Raw genomic sequence first — 16057 nt, 5'->3', positions numbered from 1 at the left:
CTATTCCGGCTCGATGCCTGCGCCACCATGCAGTCGGCTTGCCGACAGGAGTGATCCGCCAATGAACCGCGACTCCCGATTCCCGACTCCCCATTCCCGGCCCTAGCCATGGAAACCAAGGCCAATTACGTCCTCATCGGTGCGTTCACCATCCTGGTGACGCTGTTCCTGCTGCTGTTCGCGCTGTGGGCGGCCAAGTACACGTCGGAGAAGGACTGGCGCAACTACGCGGTGATCTTCAACGAGCCGGTGACCGGCCTCAGCGAAGGCGGCTCGGTGCAGTACAACGGCATCTCGGTCGGCACCGTGCAGACCCTGCGCCTGGCCCCGGACGACCCGCGCCGGGTGATCGCGCTGCTGCGCCTGCAATCCGACGCGCCGATCAAGACCGACACCCGTGCCAAGCTGTCGATCCAGGGCATCACCGGCAGTCCCTTCATCCAGCTCACCGGTGGCAACCCCGGCAGCCCGCCGCTGGCCAATGTCGACCGGCGCGAAGTGCCGGTGATCCAGACCGAGGCCTCGGCGCTGCAGAACATCGCCGACACCGCCAACCGCCTGGTGGCGCGCCTGGACCAGGTGCTCAGCGACGAGAACGTCAAGCGGGTGTCCAACACCCTGGCCAACATCGAGGCGATGACCGGCTCGATTGCCGACCAGCGCGAGGACCTGCGCGCCCTGATCGTCAATGCGCGCAAGTCGAGCGAGCAGCTTACGACCACGCTCGACACCACCAACCGCGCGGTGGAGAACGTCGACCGCGAGCTGGTTGCCAAGCTGCCGGGGCTGATCGCCAAACTCGACAGCACGCTGACGCGGCTGGATTCAGCAGCCAACAACGCCAACGGCATCCTCGACGACAACCGCACCGCCATCCGCAGCTTCGCCCACGACGGGCTGTCGCAGCTGGGCCCGACGCTGGGCGAGCTGCGTTCGCTGGTGCGCGACCTGCGCCGGCTGAGCGATCGCCTCGAAGGCAGCCCGACCCGGTTCCTGCTCGGCCGCGACGCCCCCAAGGAGTTCGAACCGCAATGACGACGCGTCAGATGTCCTGCTCCCGGCCATGGCGGCGTACGCTCGGTACCGCACTCGCGCTGCTGGCCCTGGCCGGCTGCTCGATCCTCAGCGACAAGCCCAGCGATCGCAGCACCACTTACATCCTCGACCCGCGCGTGCCGGCGGACCCGACATGGCCATCGGCGCAATGGCAGTTGGCGCTCACCTCGCCGGAAGCCTCGCGCACCATCGACAGCCTGCGCATCGCGGTGCGGCCGGTGCCGAACGAGATCCAGGCCTACAAGGGCGCCCGCTGGTCGCGCCTGCCCAGCGGCATGCTGGAAGACACGGTGCTGCGTGCACTCGAGGATTCCGGGCGCATCCCGGCCGTGGCGCGCCAGGGCACCGGCGTCGGCGCGCAGTACAAGCTGGTGATGGAAATCCGCCGCTTTGAATCCGACTACGCCGGCACCGCCGCGCCGGTCGCCACGATCGAGGTCGTCGCCAAACTGCTGCACAACCAGGACCAGCAGATCGTCGCGACACGCACCTTCGAGCAGAAGCAGCCGCCGCGCAGCAGCGCCGTGCCGGACGTGGTGGTGGCCTTCGAGCAGGCCCTGGGCACGATGAGCCACGACATCACCGGCTGGACGCTGGCCAGCGGCAACGCCCACGAGGCCACGCACCGGCGCTGAACCAACCCGGATCAGCGCGGCTGCAGGCGCCGGAACGTGAGGTTGAGGCGCTCGCCCACCGGCCGCGCGGTACGCGGCAGGGCGTGACGGTAGCAGCGCTGGGTCGGCCCGGACATCACCAGCAGGCTGCCGTTGGGCAGGTCCAGCGTCAGGCGCTGCTCGGGCCGCTGACGGTGCTTGAGCGCGAAACGTCGTGTGGCACCCAGACTCAACGAGGCGATCACCGGTGCCGGCCCCAGTTCGGGCTCGTCGTCGCTGTGCCAGCCCATCGCATCGCGGCCGTCACGGTAGCGGTTGGCCAGCACGCTGTTGAAGTCGCCACCCAACGCCTGCGCCAGCCGCTCGCGCACGGGCTGCAGGGCCGCCGGCCAGGGGCGCGGCTCGAACACGACGCCGGAATAGCGGTAGGCCGTGCCCGGATCGCCGATCCAGCAGCTCAGCCGCGGCGAAGCGACCTCACGTCCGAACAAGCGGATGCTATGCACCTCCCAGGCGATCCGCACGTGCAATGCCTGCCGCAGCGCGTCGGCCTCGTCCGGCGCCAGCCAATGCGGGTCGAAGGCCAGCGCGGCATCGTCCAGCGGCAGCGGAATCAGGGCCATACGCCCACGCTAGCACGGCGATTTGCCGCCCCTGCCGCAACCCGCGACAATTCACGGTTGTAGTCAGCCGCCCGCCGTGGAGCCGCCAGCATGAGCCAACCCGACAACACCGCCATCGAACGCGACGTGATGGAGTACGACGTCGTCACGGTGGGTGCTGGCCCGGCCGGCCTGGCGTTCGCGATCCGCCTCAAGCAACTCGACCCGGCCATCTCGGTGTGTGTGATCGAGAAGGCGAGCACGATCGGCGCGCAGATCCTTTCCGGCGCGGTGATCGAGACCGGCCCACTCGACGCGCTGCTGCCGAACTGGCGCGACAACCCGCCGCCGATCTGCGTGCCGGCCACCGACGACGAGTTCTGGCTGCTCAGCAAGACCGGCGGCCGCAAGCTGCCGGTGCCGCCGGGCATGCACAACCGCGGCAACGTCATCGTCAGCCTCGGCGCGATGTGCGCGTGGCTGGCGCCGCAGGCCGAAGCACTGGGCGTGGAGATCTACCCCGGCTTCGCCGCCGCCGAGACGCTGCACGATACCGACGGTGCCGTGATCGGCGTGCGCATCGGCGACATGGGCGTGGCCAAGGACGGATCGCACAAGCCCGGCTACACCGCCGGCATCGACATCCACGCCAAGGTCACCGTGCTCGCCGAAGGCGCGCGCGGCCACCTCACCAAGCGGCTAATCAAGCAGTTCCAGCTCGATGCCGACAGCGACCCGCAGGGGTATTCGATCGGCATCAAGGAGCTTTGGCAGGTGCCCGAAGACCGTGTCTCGCCGGGCAAGATCGTGCACAGCTTCGGCTGGCCGGCCGACAGCAAAACCTACGGCGGCAGCTTCCTGTATCACCTGGACAAGGGCCGGATCGCGCTCGGTTATGTCAGCGGGCTCGACTACCAGGACCCGGAATACAAGCCGTGGGAAGCCTTCCAGCAATGGAAGAACCACCCGATGATCAAGCCGCTGCTCGAAGGCGGCAGCATCGTCTCGGGCGGCGCGCGCGCGATCGTCACCGGCGGCTGGCAGTCACTGCCCAGGGTCGAGATGCCCGGCGCGCTGCTGATCGGCGACACCGCCGGCCTGTTGAACGTACCCAAGGTGAAAGGCACCCACCAGGCGATCCGCAGCGGCATGCTCGCCGCCGAGCACCTGGTGCAATCGCAGCTGTCGCCCGTTGGCTTCGACGCCAAGCTGCGCGCCTCCGCGGCGATGGCCGAGCTGAAGAAGGTCCGCAACATCAAGCCCGGCTTCAAGCGCGGCCTGTGGTTCGGCATGCTCAATGCGGCTTGGGAAACCATCACTGGCGGCCGCTCGCCATGGACGCTGAAGAACAAACCGGACTGGTCGTCGCTGGACAAGCTCGGCACGCACGAGCAGCCCAAGCGCGATTACGTCGATCGCACCCTCGCCCCGCGTGACCGCCTCGCCAGCGTCTACTTCGCAGCGACCGAACACGACGAAGACCAGCCGGTGCACCTGAAAGTACGCGACACCTCGATCTGCGTGACCCGCTGCGTCGAGGAGTACGACAACCCCTGCACCCGTTTCTGTCCCGCCGCGGTGTACGAGATCGTCACCGACGAAGCGGGCAAGCGCCTGCAGATCAACGCCGCCAACTGCGTGCACTGCAAGACCTGCGACATCAAGGACCCCTACGAGATCATCGACTGGGTGACGCCGGAAGGTGGTTCGGGGCCGAATTACCAGAACCTGTAACGTCAAGGCGCTGGAGTGCGGCCCGCGCCATCGGTGGCCGTGACCGTGATTGCCCGGCATCGTCCAGGCAAGACCGAAGCCTGACCGCTAGTAGCGCTGATCCCGATGCCACCGCCAGGCCGTGGCGATGATCTCGTCCATGCCGGTATAGACGGGCTCCCAGCCCAGCTGCTCCCGCGCCTTGGCGCTCGAGGCCACCAGTACCGCCGGATCACCGGCGCGGCGCGGCGCCCGCTCGAACTCGATGCGCGCGCCGGTCACGCGCTGCGCGGATTCGATCACCTCGAGCACGGAGAATCCGCAGCCATTGCCCAGATTGAAGGCGTGCGCTCCGGTGTGCGCGCGCATGAACTGCAGCGCACACAAATGGGCCGAAGTCAGGTCATTGACGTGGATATAGTCGCGGACACAGGTGCCGTCGGCCGTGGGGTAATCCGTTCCGAACACCTTCAACCCATCGCCCCTGCCGAGCACGGAACGCAGCACGTTCGGAATCAGATGCGTTTCCGGCTGGTGGGATTCGCCGATGTCGCCATCCGGGTCTGCACCAGCAGCGTTGAAATAGCGTAGGGTCACCGAACGCAAGCCGTAAGCCGATGCCGCATCGGCCAGCATCCGTTCGACCATCAGCTTGCTCGCCCCGTACGGATTGATCGGCACCGTCGGATGGGTTTCATCGATCACATCGGACTGCGGCTGCCCGAAGATCGCCGCCGTCGAGGAAAACACCAGTTTGTCGACACCGGCACGGCGCATCGCGTCGAGCAGGTTCAAGGTGCCTGCGACATTGTTCTGGTAATAGGCATTGGGCTCGCTCATCGACTCGCTCACCAGCGAACGCGCGCAGAAATGCATCACCGCATCGACGGAATGATGCTCAAAGGCCTGCAGCAGCGCGCGTGAATCAAGCAAATCGCCCTGCACCAACGGCAGGCCGGGAATGGACTCCGGGTGTCCGGTCGACAAGTTGTCGAAGATCACGGCCTCGTGACCGTTCGCGACAAGCGTGCGCACCATGTGCGAGCCGATATAGCCCGCGCCGCCGCAAACCAGGATCTTCACTTAAGGAGTCCTTCGCTGTCCCGAGGCCGATCAGACCTCGACCAGAGTCACGCCGGTCTTTTCCCTGAGGTCGTTCTCGCTGACCTCCGGCGCCAGCTCGATCAAGCGCAGGCCCTGCGGTGTGACATCCAGCACCGCCAGCTCGGTGATGATGCGGTTGACCACCCCCACACCAGTCAGTGGCAGCGTGCATTCGGACAGTATCTTGTGCTCACCGCCCTTGGCGGTGTGCTCCATCAGCACGACGACGCGCTTGACGCCGGCAACCAGGTCCATCGCCCCGCCCATGCCTTTGACCATCTTGCCGGGCACCATCCAGTTGGCCAGATCGCCCTTGTCGGTCACCTGCATCGCACCCAGGATCGCCAGGTCGATGTGGCCGCCGCGGATCATCGCGAAGGAATCGTGGCTGCCGAAATAGCTGGCGCCCGCCCGCGCCGTCACGGTCTGTTTGCCGGCGTTGATCAGGTCGGCGTCGACCTCGGCATCAAGCGGGAACGGGCCGATACCGAGCAGACCGTTCTCGCTCTGCAGCCACACGTCCATGCCCTCGGGAATGAAGTTGGCCACCAGCGTCGGTAGGCCAATGCCGAGATTGACGTAGGCGCCGTCGGTGAGTTCCTGCGCGGCGCGTTGCGCCATCTGGTCGCGGGTCCAGGGCATGTCGTGGTTCCTTGAAGGGTTCGGCGGCGCTTACGCGGCGCGCACGGTGCGTTGTTCGATGCGCTTTTCGGGGGTCGCATTGAGCACGATGCGATCGACATAGATGCCCGGAAGATGCACATGATCGGGATCGATCGCGCCGATCTCGACGATCTGCTCGGCTTCGACAATGCAGACATTGCCGGCCATCGCGCAGGCCGGATTGAAGTTGCGCGCGGTCTTGCGGAACACCAGGTTGCCGGCCCGGTCCGCCTTCCACGCCTTGACCAGTGACACGTCGGCCTTGAGCGCGGTTTCCATCACGTAATGGTGGCCATCGAACTCGCGCGTCTCCTTGCCTTCGGCCACGACCGTGCCGTAGCCGGTGCGGGTGAAGAACGCCGGGATGCCGGCGCCACCGGCGCGCAGGCGCTCGGCCAACGTGCCTTGCGGGTTGAACTCGAGTTCGAGCTCGCCCGACAGGAACTGGCGCTCGAACTCCTTGTTCTCGCCGACATACGACGAAATCATCTTCCTGATCTGCCGAGTCTCCAGCAGCAGGCCGAGGCCGAAACCGTCGACGCCGGCGTTGTTGGAGATCGCGGTCAGGTCCTTGACCCCGGAATCGCGCAAGGCCGCGATCAGTGCTTCCGGGATGCCACACAGGCCGAAGCCGCCGACGGCGAGCGTCTGTCCGTCGGCGACGACTCCGGCGAGCGCCTCGCGTGCGCTGGGGAACACCTTGTTCTTGGGCGCCTTGTTCTTATGGGTCGCGCCGGCTGGCGTCGCGGCAATGGCCTGGGCCATGGAAGACTCCGTATCGGGAGAGAGCTGCGGGATTCGGGACTGCGAAACCCCTGCAGTTTACCGTGCCGGCCCGGCACGGCCACCGTACCTTCGGGCATGCCCTGCGCGACCCAGACACCGCGGCTGCGTCTAGACTGCGCCCATGCCCAGTCTTGCCCTTGCCACCGCGATTGTCGCCGCTGGACTCGACGACGATCTCATCCCCCTGCTCGATGCCTGCGCGCGCGCCGGCATTCACGCTCAGGCGCGCGCCTGGGACGACCCGACCGTGGCATGGGGACGATTCGACGCGGTGCTGCTGCGCTCGACCTGGGACTACACCACCCGCCTGCCCGAGTTTCTTGATTGGTGCGAGCGCATTTCGGCGCAGACGCGATTGATCAATCCACTGCACGTGATTGCATGGAATACCGACAAGCATTACCTCGCCGATCTGGCAGCAGCCGGCATTCCCATTGTTCCGACGCGCTTTGTCGAACCGGACGAGGAGCCGTTGCCGACCTTGCGGGCCTTTCTCGCCGAGTACGCCGATGCCGGGGAGTTCGTGGTCAAGCCGGCGGTCGGCGCCGGCTCTTCCGACACCCAGCGTTACGCCCGCGGACAGGAATTCGGCGCCACCAATCACCTCAGGCGCCTGCTCGAGGCCGGACGCAGCGCGCTGCTGCAACCGTACCTGGCATCGGTCGACCGCGATGGCGAAACGGCGCTGATGTATTTCGGCGGCCGCTTCAGCCACGCCATCCGCAAAGGCGCCTTGTTACAGCGCGACGAGGGCCCCACCCCGCACCTGTTGACCGCAGAAACCATCGTGCCGCGCACGCCGGGCAATGACGAGGTCGCCCTCGCCGAACGCGTGCTTGCCGTGGCTGCACAGGCACTGGGTCTCGACGCACCGCTGAACTATGCACGCGTCGACCTGATCCGCGCCCACGACGGCAGGCCGCAGCTGCTCGAACTGGAGTTGTGCGAGCCGTCGCTGTTCTTCGAACACGCCGCCAGCAGCGCGGACCGTTTCGCCACGCTGCTGATGCGGACGCTGGGAGCAAGCGCCCGCACCGGTTAGGCCTCAGGAACGTCCGTACACGTCCTCGAGCCGGACGATGTCGTCCTCGCCCAGGTAATGGCCCGACTGCACCTCGATCAGCTCGACCGGCTCGCTGCCGCGGTTGCGCAGGCGATGCACGCTGCCAAGCGGGATGTAGGTGCTCTGGTTCTCGTGCAGGTCGAACACCTTGTCGTCGCAGGTGACCTCGGCTACTCCCGACACGACCACCCAGTGCTCGGCGCGATGAGCATGCTTCTGCAGGCTCAACGCGGCACCCGGCTTGACCACAATCCGCTTCACCTGGAACCGCGCACCCACGCCAATCGAATCGTAACTGCCCCAGGGGCGGTAGACCTTGCGGTGGAACAAATGCTCCTGGCGACCGGCGGCCTTGAGGCGATCGACCACGGCCTTGACGTCCTGCACCCGGTCCTTGCGCGCGACCAGCGTGGCGTCGGCGGTGTCGACGATGACCAGATCCTCGACCCCGATGGTGGCGATCATCCGCCGCTCCGAGGCACGTACCAGGCTGTCGCGCGTGTCGACCGCGATCACGTCGCCTTCGTAGCGATTGCCGTCGTCGTCGCGCTGCGCCACCGACCACAGCGACGACCACGAGCCGATGTCGCTCCAGCCGCAGCGGACCGGAACCACGGCGGCGCGGTCGGTTTTCTCCATGACCGCGTAATCGATCGAATCGCTGGGGCTGGCGGCAAGTGCATCGTGACCGACGCGGATGAAATCCAGATCGGACGTGGAAGCCGCCATGGCGGCCTGTGCCGCCTCCAGAACCGTCGGTGCATGGCGCGCCAGCTCATCGAGATAACGCTGCGCGCGGAACAGGAACATGCCCGAGTTCCAGGCGTAGGTGCCTTCGACCAGATACCCCTCGGCCGTAGCCAGGTCCGGCTTTTCGACGAAGCGCTGCACCCGGTAGCCGCCATCGCCCAGTGACTCGCCACGCAGGATGTAGCCGTAGCCGGTTTCGGCGTACTCAGGCGTGATGCCGAAGGTGACCAGCCAATCCTGTTCGGCCAGGCTGGTGGCGGCCTCGACTGCACTGCGGAAGGCGACCTCGTCCTCGATCAGGTGATCGGCCGGCATCACCAGCAAGGTCGCCGCAGGATCGCGCGCCAGCACATGCAAGGCAGCCAGGGCGATCGCCGGCGCAGTACTGCGCGCGACCGGCTCCAGCAGGATGCCGCCGCTGGCGACGCCGATGCCCTGCAGTTGCTCGCCGACCATGAAGCGATGGTCCTCGCTGCACACGGTCACCGGCGCCTGCGCGCCAGGAAGCTTGCTGGCCCGCAGGACGGTCTCCTGGTACAGCGAGTGATCGCCGATCAGGGCAAGGAACTGCTTGGGCTGGTTCTGCCGCGACAACGGCCACAGCCGGGTCCCGCTGCCGCCGCTGAGAATGACCGGATGAAGCATTTCGACTCCGCATGGATAGAGCGGCCTGAAGGGTACCGGATCGGGCTTCGAATCTCCTCGGCTCCCATTTTCCTTGCCCATACTTGCCCATATACCTGCAAAACGTAATCGGCGACCAACCGACGACAGACCGGGTCAGGTACGGACGTCGGCACCGTGCGCCTGCGTAGGGGGCGGCTCTCGGCTAGAATTGGCGGCTCTCGGCCCAATCGGCCGCGCAACTCCACAGGACCCCCGAACGATGAAGATCCTCGTCGGTTACAAGCGCGTGGTGGACTTCAATGTCCGCATCCAGGTCAAGCCGGACGGCTCCGGCGTGGTCACCGACGGCGTCAAGCTGTCGCCCAACCCGTTCGACGAAATCGCCCTGGAAGAAGCCCTGCGCCTGCGCGACAAGGGCATCGCCACCGAGGTCGTGGTCGCCACGATCGCCCCCGCCGACGCCCAGGCGCACCTGCGAAACGGCCTGGCCATGGGCGCCAACCGCGCCATCCACGTGGTCAGCGACGCCCCGATCCAGCCACTGACAGCCGCCCGCACCCTGCTCAAGCTGATCGAGAAGGAGCAGCCGGACCTGGTGATCCTGGGCAAGCAGGCCATCGACGACGACGCCAACCAGACCGGGCAGATGCTGGCCACGCTGTGGGGCCGCCCGCAGGCTACTTTCGCCTCGAAACTTGAGGTCGCCGACGGAAAGGCCACCGTCACCCGCGAAGTCGACGCCGGCCTGGAAACGCTGGAAGTCGATCTGCCGGCCGTGGTCACCACCGACCTGCGCCTGAACGAGCCACGCTTCATCAAGCTGCCCGACATCATGAAGGCCAAGAGCAAGCCGCTGGAGTCGATCAATTTCGCCGATCTCGGCGTCGACACCGGCGACACCCTCAAGACCACCCACTACGCCGCGCCGGCCAAGCGCAGCCGCGGCGTGATGGTCAAGGACGCGGCTGAACTGGTTGCCGCACTCAAGCAGAAAGGCCTGCTTTGACGCTCGTCATTCCCGCGAAGGCGGGAATCCAGCGACTTTGTCGCCATCCAAACCAAAGACACTGGGTTCCCGGCTACGCGGGAACGACGGAACAAGGGAACTAGACATGTCCAAAGTCCTCATCGTCGCCGAACATCTGGACGGCAAGCTCAACGCCTCCACCGCCAAGTGCGTGTCCGCCGCGCAGGTGCTCAAGCCCGAGTCCATCGACATCGTCGTGCTGGCGGCCGACCCCGTCGTCGTCGCCGCGCAGGCCGCGCAGATCGCTGGCGTCGGCAAGGTACTGACCGTCGCCAATGCCGCCAACGCCCATGCCATCGCCCAGGTGCTGGCACCGCAGGTGGCCAAGGCCGCCGCCGGCTACAGCCACGTATTCGGCCCCAGCACCACCTTCGGCAAGGACCTGATGCCGTGCGTGGCCGCCCTGCTTGGCGTGGCCCAGGTGTCGGACGTGATGGCGGTGGAAGGCTCCCACACCTTCAAGCGCCCGATCTACGCCGGCAATGCGATCATCACCGTCGAGGCCCCGGCCGACCACGCCGTGGTCGCGACCGTGCGCACCGCCTCCTGGCCGGAAGCGGCCAAGGGCGGCAGCGCTGCTGTCGAGGCCGTATCGGTCGAAGCCACCCTGCCGTCGCACACCCGTTACGTCGGCCTGGCCGCCGGCAAGTCCGACCGCCCCGACCTGCAGTCGGCCCGCCGTGTGGTGTCCGGCGGGCGCGGCGTAGGCTCGGCCGAGAACTTCAAGATCATCTACGACCTCGCCGACAAACTCGGCGCCGCGGTCGGCGCATCGCGCGCTGCAGTCGACGCCGGCTATGTACCCAACGAGCTGCAGGTCGGCCAGACCGGCAAGATCATCGCGCCTGAGCTGTACATCGCAGTCGGCATCTCCGGCGCGATTCAGCACCTGACCGGCATCAAGGACGCAGGCACGATCGTGGCGATCAACAAGGACGGCGACGCGCCGATCTTCGAGATTGCCGATATCGGGCTGGCAGGGGATCTGTTCCAACTGCTGCCGGAACTGCAGGCCGCGCTTTGATGCCTGCGAAGAAGAAGATCATGGTGGTCTTCGGGACGCGCCCCGAAGCCATTAAAATGGCCCCCGTCGTGCACGCGATCCAGGCACATCCGGAACTTCAGGCGCAGGTAGTAGTAACCGCGCAGCATCGCCAGATGCTCGACCAAGTCCTGGCGATCTTCGAGATCCACCCGGATGCGGACCTTGACATCATGCAGCCTGGCCAGACGCTACCGGACATCACCGCGCGCATCCTGCAGGGCATGACACCGGTATTTGACAAACTGCAACCGCAGATGATCTTGGTCCATGGCGACACATCCACGACACTGTCGGCGGCGCTTGCTGGCTTTTACGCGCGCATCCCCATCGGGCACGTCGAAGCGGGCCTGCGCACGGGCAACATGCATGCGCCGTGGCCCGAGGAAATGAACCGGCGCCTGACCGCGCCGCTGTGCGCGATACACTTCGCCCCCACCGGTGGCTCACGCACTAATCTGTTGCAGGAAGGCATCGCCGCCAACCACATCCACGTGACCGGAAACACCGTCATAGATGCGCTGCTGGAGGTCGATGCGCGTCTGAAGGACGATGCAACCCTAAGCGAGGCGATGCACCAGCGCTTCCCATTCCTCGACGCGTCGCGGAAACTCGTGCTGGTCACCGGTCACCGTCGCGAGAACTTCGGCGCGGGCTTCGAACGGATCTGCAAGGCGTTGGCCCGCATCGCGCACCGCGAGGATGTGCAGGTGGTCTACCCCGTGCACCTCAATCCGAACGTACAGGAACCGGTGCGCCGCCACCTGTCGCAGTTGGACAACGTATACCTGATCGAACCGCAGGACTACCTGCCGTTCGTCTATCTCATGCAGCAGGCCCACCTGATCCTCACCGACTCCGGCGGCGTGCAGGAAGAAGCACCTTCGCTCGGTAAGCCGGTGCTGGTGATGCGCGAGACGACCGAACGACCGGAAGCAGTCGAGGCCGGCACCGTGCGTCTGGTCGGCACGGACGACGCGCGCATCGTTGCCGCGGTAGAACAATTGCTGGACGACCAGGCCGAATATGCCCGGATGTCGGAAGCCCACAATCCCTACGGCGACGGCCTCGCCTCGCACCGCATCGCTGATCTCATCGCCAAGGCGTTCGACAAAGGCGCCTGACTGTATACGTCATTCGCTGCGGGCCAATGCCTGCAGCGAATGGACGGTGTGCTCGTAGAAGGGCTGCGCGTAGTGGTACGGCGCCTTCCCCCAGCGGTGCTGGGGGTCGGCAAAGACGATGTCTTCGGGATAGTCGATGGCGCGCAACGACCAGCGCGCATCCACTTTGTCGTAGATCTGCTGCAGCATCGCGTTGCTGTCGCGGATCCAGCGTAGGCTCGATGCATCGGATCCATCCTGGAATCGCTCGGCCCAGTACGCGCGATTGAGCACTACTGTCGAAACGTCGACCGTGGCGAGGAATCGCTCGAAACCGGCGACCCACAGCGACATGAAAGCGTCGCTGCCCGGCGCGATCACGGCGCGTTCGCCGGGCTCGATGCCTGCGTGCTGCAGTTCGCCCGAGTGGCTGAAGAACGACGAGCCCGTCGCCAGCAGGTTAAACCGCTCGTCGATGAAGTCGATGAGCAGCACGTCGTGCGGCGTCGACACGATCGCCGATAACGTGCCCTTGTCGAGGTCGTTGGTGGCCATGCGACGCTGGAACGGGCTCGCCAACCCCGCCACAACCTCGCGCACTTCCGTCTCGTCGACCATCGGCATGCCGATGCTCGCCATCGACGTGCGTGCGAGATACCCGGTCAATTCGAACACGCTTGGCACTTGCTCCAGCGCATCCCGGGAGACGCAACTCCCGAAGATGAAAACGCGTTGCGTCATTCCGGCTTCTTGACCCAGAATACGAACTGCCCGCAAAAGGCGAGTTTGCGGAATGCCGCCTGCTGGACGCTGTAGTTGTTCTCCTTCGCCCACGCATCGATCTCCTGGTTCATCGGCGATTCCTCCCCGAACCAACGATTCATCGCAGGGTCGTTGTTGCGGTACGCGCGAGTAATGAGGGTGACGCCGTCGATACCGGGGCGGATCTCGACCAGTCGCAGCCCCGACGCATCCACCAGGCGCTTGAAACCGAACGGGGTGAAGTTCCAGAAGCTGAAAGAGTGGTACGGCTCCAGGTGCGACGTCGAGCCAATGAACACACCGCCCGGTTTCAGTGCACGCTTGATGTCGGCCAACACCTGCTCGGGATAGCGGACATGTTCGAACACCTGGCGACTGTAGATCATGTCGATCGAGTCCGCTTTGACGGGAATGTTCACGCCGTCGTAGGTGCGAAACTCGGCGTCCTCGCGCGAACGTGCGTCGACTTCCGGCGAATGCTCGATGTCGACGCCAATCCACTTCGCATGCGGCGCGGCGCGTTTGAACAGGTCTATCGAAACACCGGAGCCGCATCCCAGGTCGATGACGAGGGCCCCGGCAGGTAGCAGTGGCGCAAGCTTCGTCGCGTATTGCGTTGCGCTGTATTGCGCCGCGGTGTCTTTCGGCAGGTAAGGCTGTAGTTCATCCCACATGCACCGCTCCGTATCCGCGTGTCAGGTCACCATCGCAGGTAAACGACCCCAGCCACCTTCGGCGCCTGGGGCTGCAGCATACCAAGCGGTCCGACGCTGACGGAGACGCGGGGGACGCCGGGCTTTTCGAAATCCAGCCGGGTCGCTCCGCCAGATGCGCGCCGGGCAACGGGCGTGAAGCCCAGGCTACCCATATCGCGCTCGATCGAAGCGAGCACCTCCCCCTCATTCACGCCCCAGTATTCGAGGACGGCTGCCGCCGGACCGCGCGTGGAATCGAGTCCCTGTTGCGAACGTACGTGATAGGGGAAACTTGGATAATAGCCACCGAGAGCGAAAGGTAACAGGCGTGGCCTGAATGCTTCCGCGACCGGCTCAGCTGTCGTGACCGCGCGCATGTCATTCGCCCCCATCCGGTTTCCACGCGACACCGCAGTGGACCAGGCCGTCCGCTCCGGCCCCACGAGAAGGTGACGGCCGACGGCCCACGAACCGCTCATGCTCAGGTGCGACTTGTCGTAGTAGACGGGACGGCCATCGAGGTAGGGTGAACACAATCCCGACCTGCAGATCACGTTGCGCGGCGTGAGGTACGTGACACGAGGAGTGGCTTGCGCGAGACCCTCAAGCCAGCCTTCGATGTCAGCTCCACCGGTGTCCCGATTGGACATTCGCGCTTCGCACGACGACAGGCCGAGACGCACGCCGCGCGAGTCGCATTCGCGATTGTAGTTCTGCATCCACGGCATCTGGCCAATGATCACGACGTCGATGCCGGCAGACGTCATCGCGACCACTGTCGCGCGGAAGTCTTCGCGGAAGCGCGCGTCCTTGTCGTACTGCGCCCAGCCGCCACTGATGACGACAACACGGTAGCTGCCGGACAGGATGTGCGGCTGCATGTTCGCACGGAACTTCGAGCAGCTCGCATGGAAGCGCGGCATACCGTACTCAATCTCACCGAACACCGGCGGACACGCCGAATGCGTGGCATTGCGCACGAGCAGGCGTTCTTCCTTCGCGAATACGGACATCGTACCGAGGTAGGCCGCAGCCAGCGAGTCGCCCCAGAGCAGCACGTCGGGACGACCTTCGTTGGCTTCCAAGTCACCGGTCAGGCAGCGAGCATCGTCGAGGATCTTCTCATCGACTTCGTTGACGATACAGTTGTAGGACACCGACTCGTTTGCCGGCGAGGTATACGCAGCCAGGCGTGCGCGCCCTTCGCGATAGCCCGGCGCGGATTCGATCGTCGCGCGTAGGCCGCCGCTGTACCAGATCGTCCCGGCCATCGCGCACAACACGGCGCTTGGCGCCGCATACAACACGATTGCCTGTTTCAGCCGGCCGCCGCGCCAGTGCCGTGCGGGCAATTCGACCCAGCGGTAGCTCGCATACGCCAGCGCGAACATCGCGACCACGGCACCGACGATCCACCAACCCTCCACTTCACCGAGGAAGTAGCGGAGGAAGGCGAGGATCGGCCAGTGCCAGAGATAGAGCGAATACGAGATCAGGCCGACGAACACCATCGGTCGCGGTGTCAGCACGAACCCTACCAGGCGCGACCCCATCCCACCGGCCAGCATCAGCAGCGCCGCGCCGAGGCAGGGGTAGATCGCGTTGATCCCCGGGAACGCCGAGTTGTCGTCGAGCGCGTACAGCGACCAGGCGATCAGCCCGAAGCCAGCAGCTGCGAGGACTTCCGCGCCCGCGCGCCGCGCGTCGTCCGCGTGGCTCCAGGGATTGCGCATCCATAACGCAAGCAGTGCACCCACCATCAACTCGCCCGCGCGCGCGGGCAGCATGTAGTACGCAAACTTCTGCGCCGAGAGGTTGGTCATCTCGCCGATGGCGAAAGAGGCTACGCAGATCGCCGCCGCGATGGACAGCGCCGCGGCACGCCGGCTTCGCGCCATCGAGGCGAGCAGCAGCACGCTCGGCCAGAGAAAGTAGAATTGCTCTTCCACGCCCAGCGACCAGGTGTGCAGCAGCGGCACTTCGTCGGCCGAGTCCGCAAAGTAACCAGTGTCGAGGTAACGCCAGAAGTAGACGTTCGAGAGCGAGAACACGCCCCACAACGCGGACTTGCCCAGCGCGAGCAGGTCTTCCGGCAGCAGCGTCAGTGCGCCCGCGGCCAGCGTGACCGCGGTCATCACCAGGAATGCAGGCGCGATGCGGCGGATGCGCCGCAGGTAGAAGTTGGCGAAGGAGAACCGGTTGTCCTCCATCTCGCCCCAGATGTTGCGGGTGATCAGGTAGCCGGAGATGACGAAGAAGATGTCGACGCCAACGTAACCACCGGGCATCCATGCCTTGTTGAGGTGGTAGATGACGACGCTGAGGACGGCAACGGCGCGCAGGCCATCGATGTCGGGCCGGTAAACGGTCTCCGCCCTCCGCATTGCGGCCACGGTCGCGCGTTGCTCGACGCCCGCGTTCGCGGGCGCCGCCACTGCCACTCCGGACAT

At 65.7% G+C, this 16057-nt stretch carries 15 protein-coding genes; 7 read left to right on the top strand and 8 right to left on the bottom strand.

The genetic code is table 11. From position 1 onward, the window contains the following. Positions 1-108: 108 nt before the first annotated feature. Together ACFOLC_RS10790 and ACFOLC_RS10785 are read left to right on the top strand one after the other, a co-directional pair. Positions 109-1035, top strand: coding sequence for an MlaD family protein (locus ACFOLC_RS10790; RefSeq protein WP_386759258.1), 927 nt, complete (start codon positions 109-111; stop codon positions 1033-1035). Further along, on the top strand, positions 1032-1691 hold the full coding sequence (locus tag ACFOLC_RS10785; RefSeq protein WP_386759257.1) for an ABC-type transport auxiliary lipoprotein family protein: 660 nt from the start codon (positions 1032-1034) through the stop codon (positions 1689-1691). Before ACFOLC_RS10790 ends, ACFOLC_RS10785 begins: the two co-directional genes overlap by 4 nt. Positions 1692-1702: 11 nt before the next feature. On the opposite strand, the gene ACFOLC_RS10780 is transcribed toward ACFOLC_RS10785, so the two are convergent. Then, positions 1703-2293, bottom strand: coding sequence for an alpha-ketoglutarate-dependent dioxygenase AlkB family protein (locus ACFOLC_RS10780; RefSeq protein ID WP_386759256.1), 591 nt, complete (start codon positions 2291-2293; stop codon positions 1703-1705). Positions 2294-2383: 90 nt separating this feature from the next. Between ACFOLC_RS10780 and ACFOLC_RS10775 the strand changes: the two genes are divergently transcribed. Further along, positions 2384-4006, top strand: coding sequence for an electron transfer flavoprotein-ubiquinone oxidoreductase (locus ACFOLC_RS10775; protein WP_386759255.1), 1623 nt, complete (start codon positions 2384-2386; stop codon positions 4004-4006). A gap of 87 nt (positions 4007-4093) precedes the next feature. On the opposite strand, the gene galE is transcribed toward ACFOLC_RS10775, so the two are convergent. The 3 genes from galE to ACFOLC_RS10760 are packed head-to-tail and all read right to left on the bottom strand — an operon-like array spanning position 4094 to position 6517. Then, positions 4094-5068: a UDP-glucose 4-epimerase GalE gene (gene galE / locus ACFOLC_RS10770; protein ID WP_386759254.1), complete on the bottom strand. Its 975-nt coding sequence runs from the start codon at positions 5066-5068 to the stop codon at positions 4094-4096. A gap of 30 nt (positions 5069-5098) precedes the next feature. Next, on the bottom strand, positions 5099-5731 hold the full coding sequence (locus ACFOLC_RS10765; RefSeq protein WP_386759253.1) for a CoA transferase subunit B: 633 nt from the start codon (positions 5729-5731) through the stop codon (positions 5099-5101). A 30-nt stretch (positions 5732-5761) separates the two neighbouring features. Further along, on the bottom strand, positions 5762-6517 hold the full coding sequence (locus tag ACFOLC_RS10760; RefSeq protein WP_386759252.1) for a CoA transferase subunit A: 756 nt from the start codon (positions 6515-6517) through the stop codon (positions 5762-5764). A 142-nt stretch (positions 6518-6659) separates the two neighbouring features. Here ACFOLC_RS10760 and ACFOLC_RS10755 point away from each other — a divergent pair, with 142 nt between their 5' ends. After that, positions 6660-7580, top strand: a complete 921-nt coding sequence (locus ACFOLC_RS10755; RefSeq protein WP_386759251.1) for an ATP-grasp domain-containing protein — start codon at positions 6660-6662, stop codon at positions 7578-7580. Positions 7581-7583: 3 nt separating this feature from the next. On the opposite strand, the gene ACFOLC_RS10750 is transcribed toward ACFOLC_RS10755, so the two are convergent. After that, entirely contained in the window at positions 7584-8996 is a 1413-nt protein-coding gene (locus ACFOLC_RS10750) for a mannose-1-phosphate guanylyltransferase/mannose-6-phosphate isomerase (RefSeq protein WP_386759250.1), read from the bottom strand. Positions 8997-9237: 241 nt separating this feature from the next. Between ACFOLC_RS10750 and ACFOLC_RS10745 the strand changes: the two genes are divergently transcribed. The 3 genes from ACFOLC_RS10745 (at position 9238) to wecB (ending at position 12171) form a co-directional block, all read left to right on the top strand. Continuing rightward, positions 9238-9984, top strand: coding sequence for an electron transfer flavoprotein subunit beta/FixA family protein (locus tag ACFOLC_RS10745; protein WP_386759249.1), 747 nt, complete (start codon positions 9238-9240; stop codon positions 9982-9984). Between the two features lie 106 nt (positions 9985-10090). Then, positions 10091-11029, top strand: coding sequence for an electron transfer flavoprotein subunit alpha/FixB family protein (locus ACFOLC_RS10740; RefSeq protein WP_386759248.1), 939 nt, complete (start codon positions 10091-10093; stop codon positions 11027-11029). Further along, the gene (gene wecB, locus ACFOLC_RS10735) at positions 11029-12171 is read left to right on the top strand and encodes a non-hydrolyzing UDP-N-acetylglucosamine 2-epimerase (protein ID WP_386759247.1); all 1143 of its coding nucleotides are present in this window, start codon (positions 11029-11031) and stop codon (positions 12169-12171) included. The genes ACFOLC_RS10740 and wecB overlap by 1 nt, the downstream gene beginning before the upstream one ends. A 9-nt stretch (positions 12172-12180) precedes the next feature. Here the strand turns inward: wecB and ACFOLC_RS10730 are convergent, their stop codons facing one another. The 3 genes from ACFOLC_RS10730 to ACFOLC_RS10720 are packed head-to-tail and all read right to left on the bottom strand — an operon-like array spanning position 12181 to position 16042. Continuing rightward, the gene (locus ACFOLC_RS10730; protein ID WP_386759246.1) at positions 12181-12984 is read right to left on the bottom strand and encodes a DUF6270 domain-containing protein; all 804 of its coding nucleotides are present in this window, start codon (positions 12982-12984) and stop codon (positions 12181-12183) included. Continuing rightward, positions 12888-13586: a class I SAM-dependent methyltransferase gene (locus tag ACFOLC_RS10725; protein WP_386759245.1), complete on the bottom strand. Its 699-nt coding sequence runs from the start codon at positions 13584-13586 to the stop codon at positions 12888-12890. Before ACFOLC_RS10725 ends, ACFOLC_RS10730 begins: the two co-directional genes overlap by 97 nt. 26 nt (positions 13587-13612) lie before the next feature. Beyond that, positions 13613-16042, bottom strand: a complete 2430-nt coding sequence (locus ACFOLC_RS10720; protein WP_386759244.1) for an acyltransferase family protein — start codon at positions 16040-16042, stop codon at positions 13613-13615. Positions 16043-16057: the final 15 nt, after the last annotated feature.

Origin of the sequence: Lysobacter cavernae, assembly GCF_042648505.1 — a bacterium.
GTDB lineage: Bacteria > Pseudomonadota > Gammaproteobacteria > Xanthomonadales > Xanthomonadaceae > Lysobacter_L > Lysobacter_L cavernae.
Note: the sequence above shows the minus strand (reverse complement) of the source record. Positions and strands in the feature narration are given on the sequence as shown.

Bases quoted from the DNA above. Each gene is read 5' to 3' on its own strand.
- ACFOLC_RS10725 (WP_386759245.1), bottom strand. From the start codon at position 13,586: ATGTGGGATGAACTACAGCCTTACCTGCCGAAAGACACCGCGGCGCAA.
- ACFOLC_RS10790 (WP_386759258.1), top strand. From the start codon at position 109: ATGGAAACCAAGGCCAATTACGTCCTCATCGGTGCGTTCACCATCCTG.
- wecB (WP_386759247.1), top strand. From the start codon at position 11,029: ATGCCTGCGAAGAAGAAGATCATGGTGGTCTTCGGGACGCGCCCCGAA.
- ACFOLC_RS10740 (WP_386759248.1), top strand. From the start codon at position 10,091: ATGTCCAAAGTCCTCATCGTCGCCGAACATCTGGACGGCAAGCTCAAC.
- ACFOLC_RS10765 (WP_386759253.1), bottom strand. From the start codon at position 5,731: ATGCCCTGGACCCGCGACCAGATGGCGCAACGCGCCGCGCAGGAACTC.
- ACFOLC_RS10745 (WP_386759249.1), top strand. From the start codon at position 9,238: ATGAAGATCCTCGTCGGTTACAAGCGCGTGGTGGACTTCAATGTCCGC.
- ACFOLC_RS10780 (WP_386759256.1), bottom strand. From the start codon at position 2,293: ATGGCCCTGATTCCGCTGCCGCTGGACGATGCCGCGCTGGCCTTCGAC.
- ACFOLC_RS10755 (WP_386759251.1), top strand. From the start codon at position 6,660: ATGCCCAGTCTTGCCCTTGCCACCGCGATTGTCGCCGCTGGACTCGAC.
- ACFOLC_RS10785 (WP_386759257.1), top strand. From the start codon at position 1,032: ATGACGACGCGTCAGATGTCCTGCTCCCGGCCATGGCGGCGTACGCTC.
- ACFOLC_RS10760 (WP_386759252.1), bottom strand. From the start codon at position 6,517: ATGGCCCAGGCCATTGCCGCGACGCCAGCCGGCGCGACCCATAAGAAC.
- ACFOLC_RS10750 (WP_386759250.1), bottom strand. From the start codon at position 8,996: ATGCTTCATCCGGTCATTCTCAGCGGCGGCAGCGGGACCCGGCTGTGG.
- ACFOLC_RS10775 (WP_386759255.1), top strand. From the start codon at position 2,384: ATGAGCCAACCCGACAACACCGCCATCGAACGCGACGTGATGGAGTAC.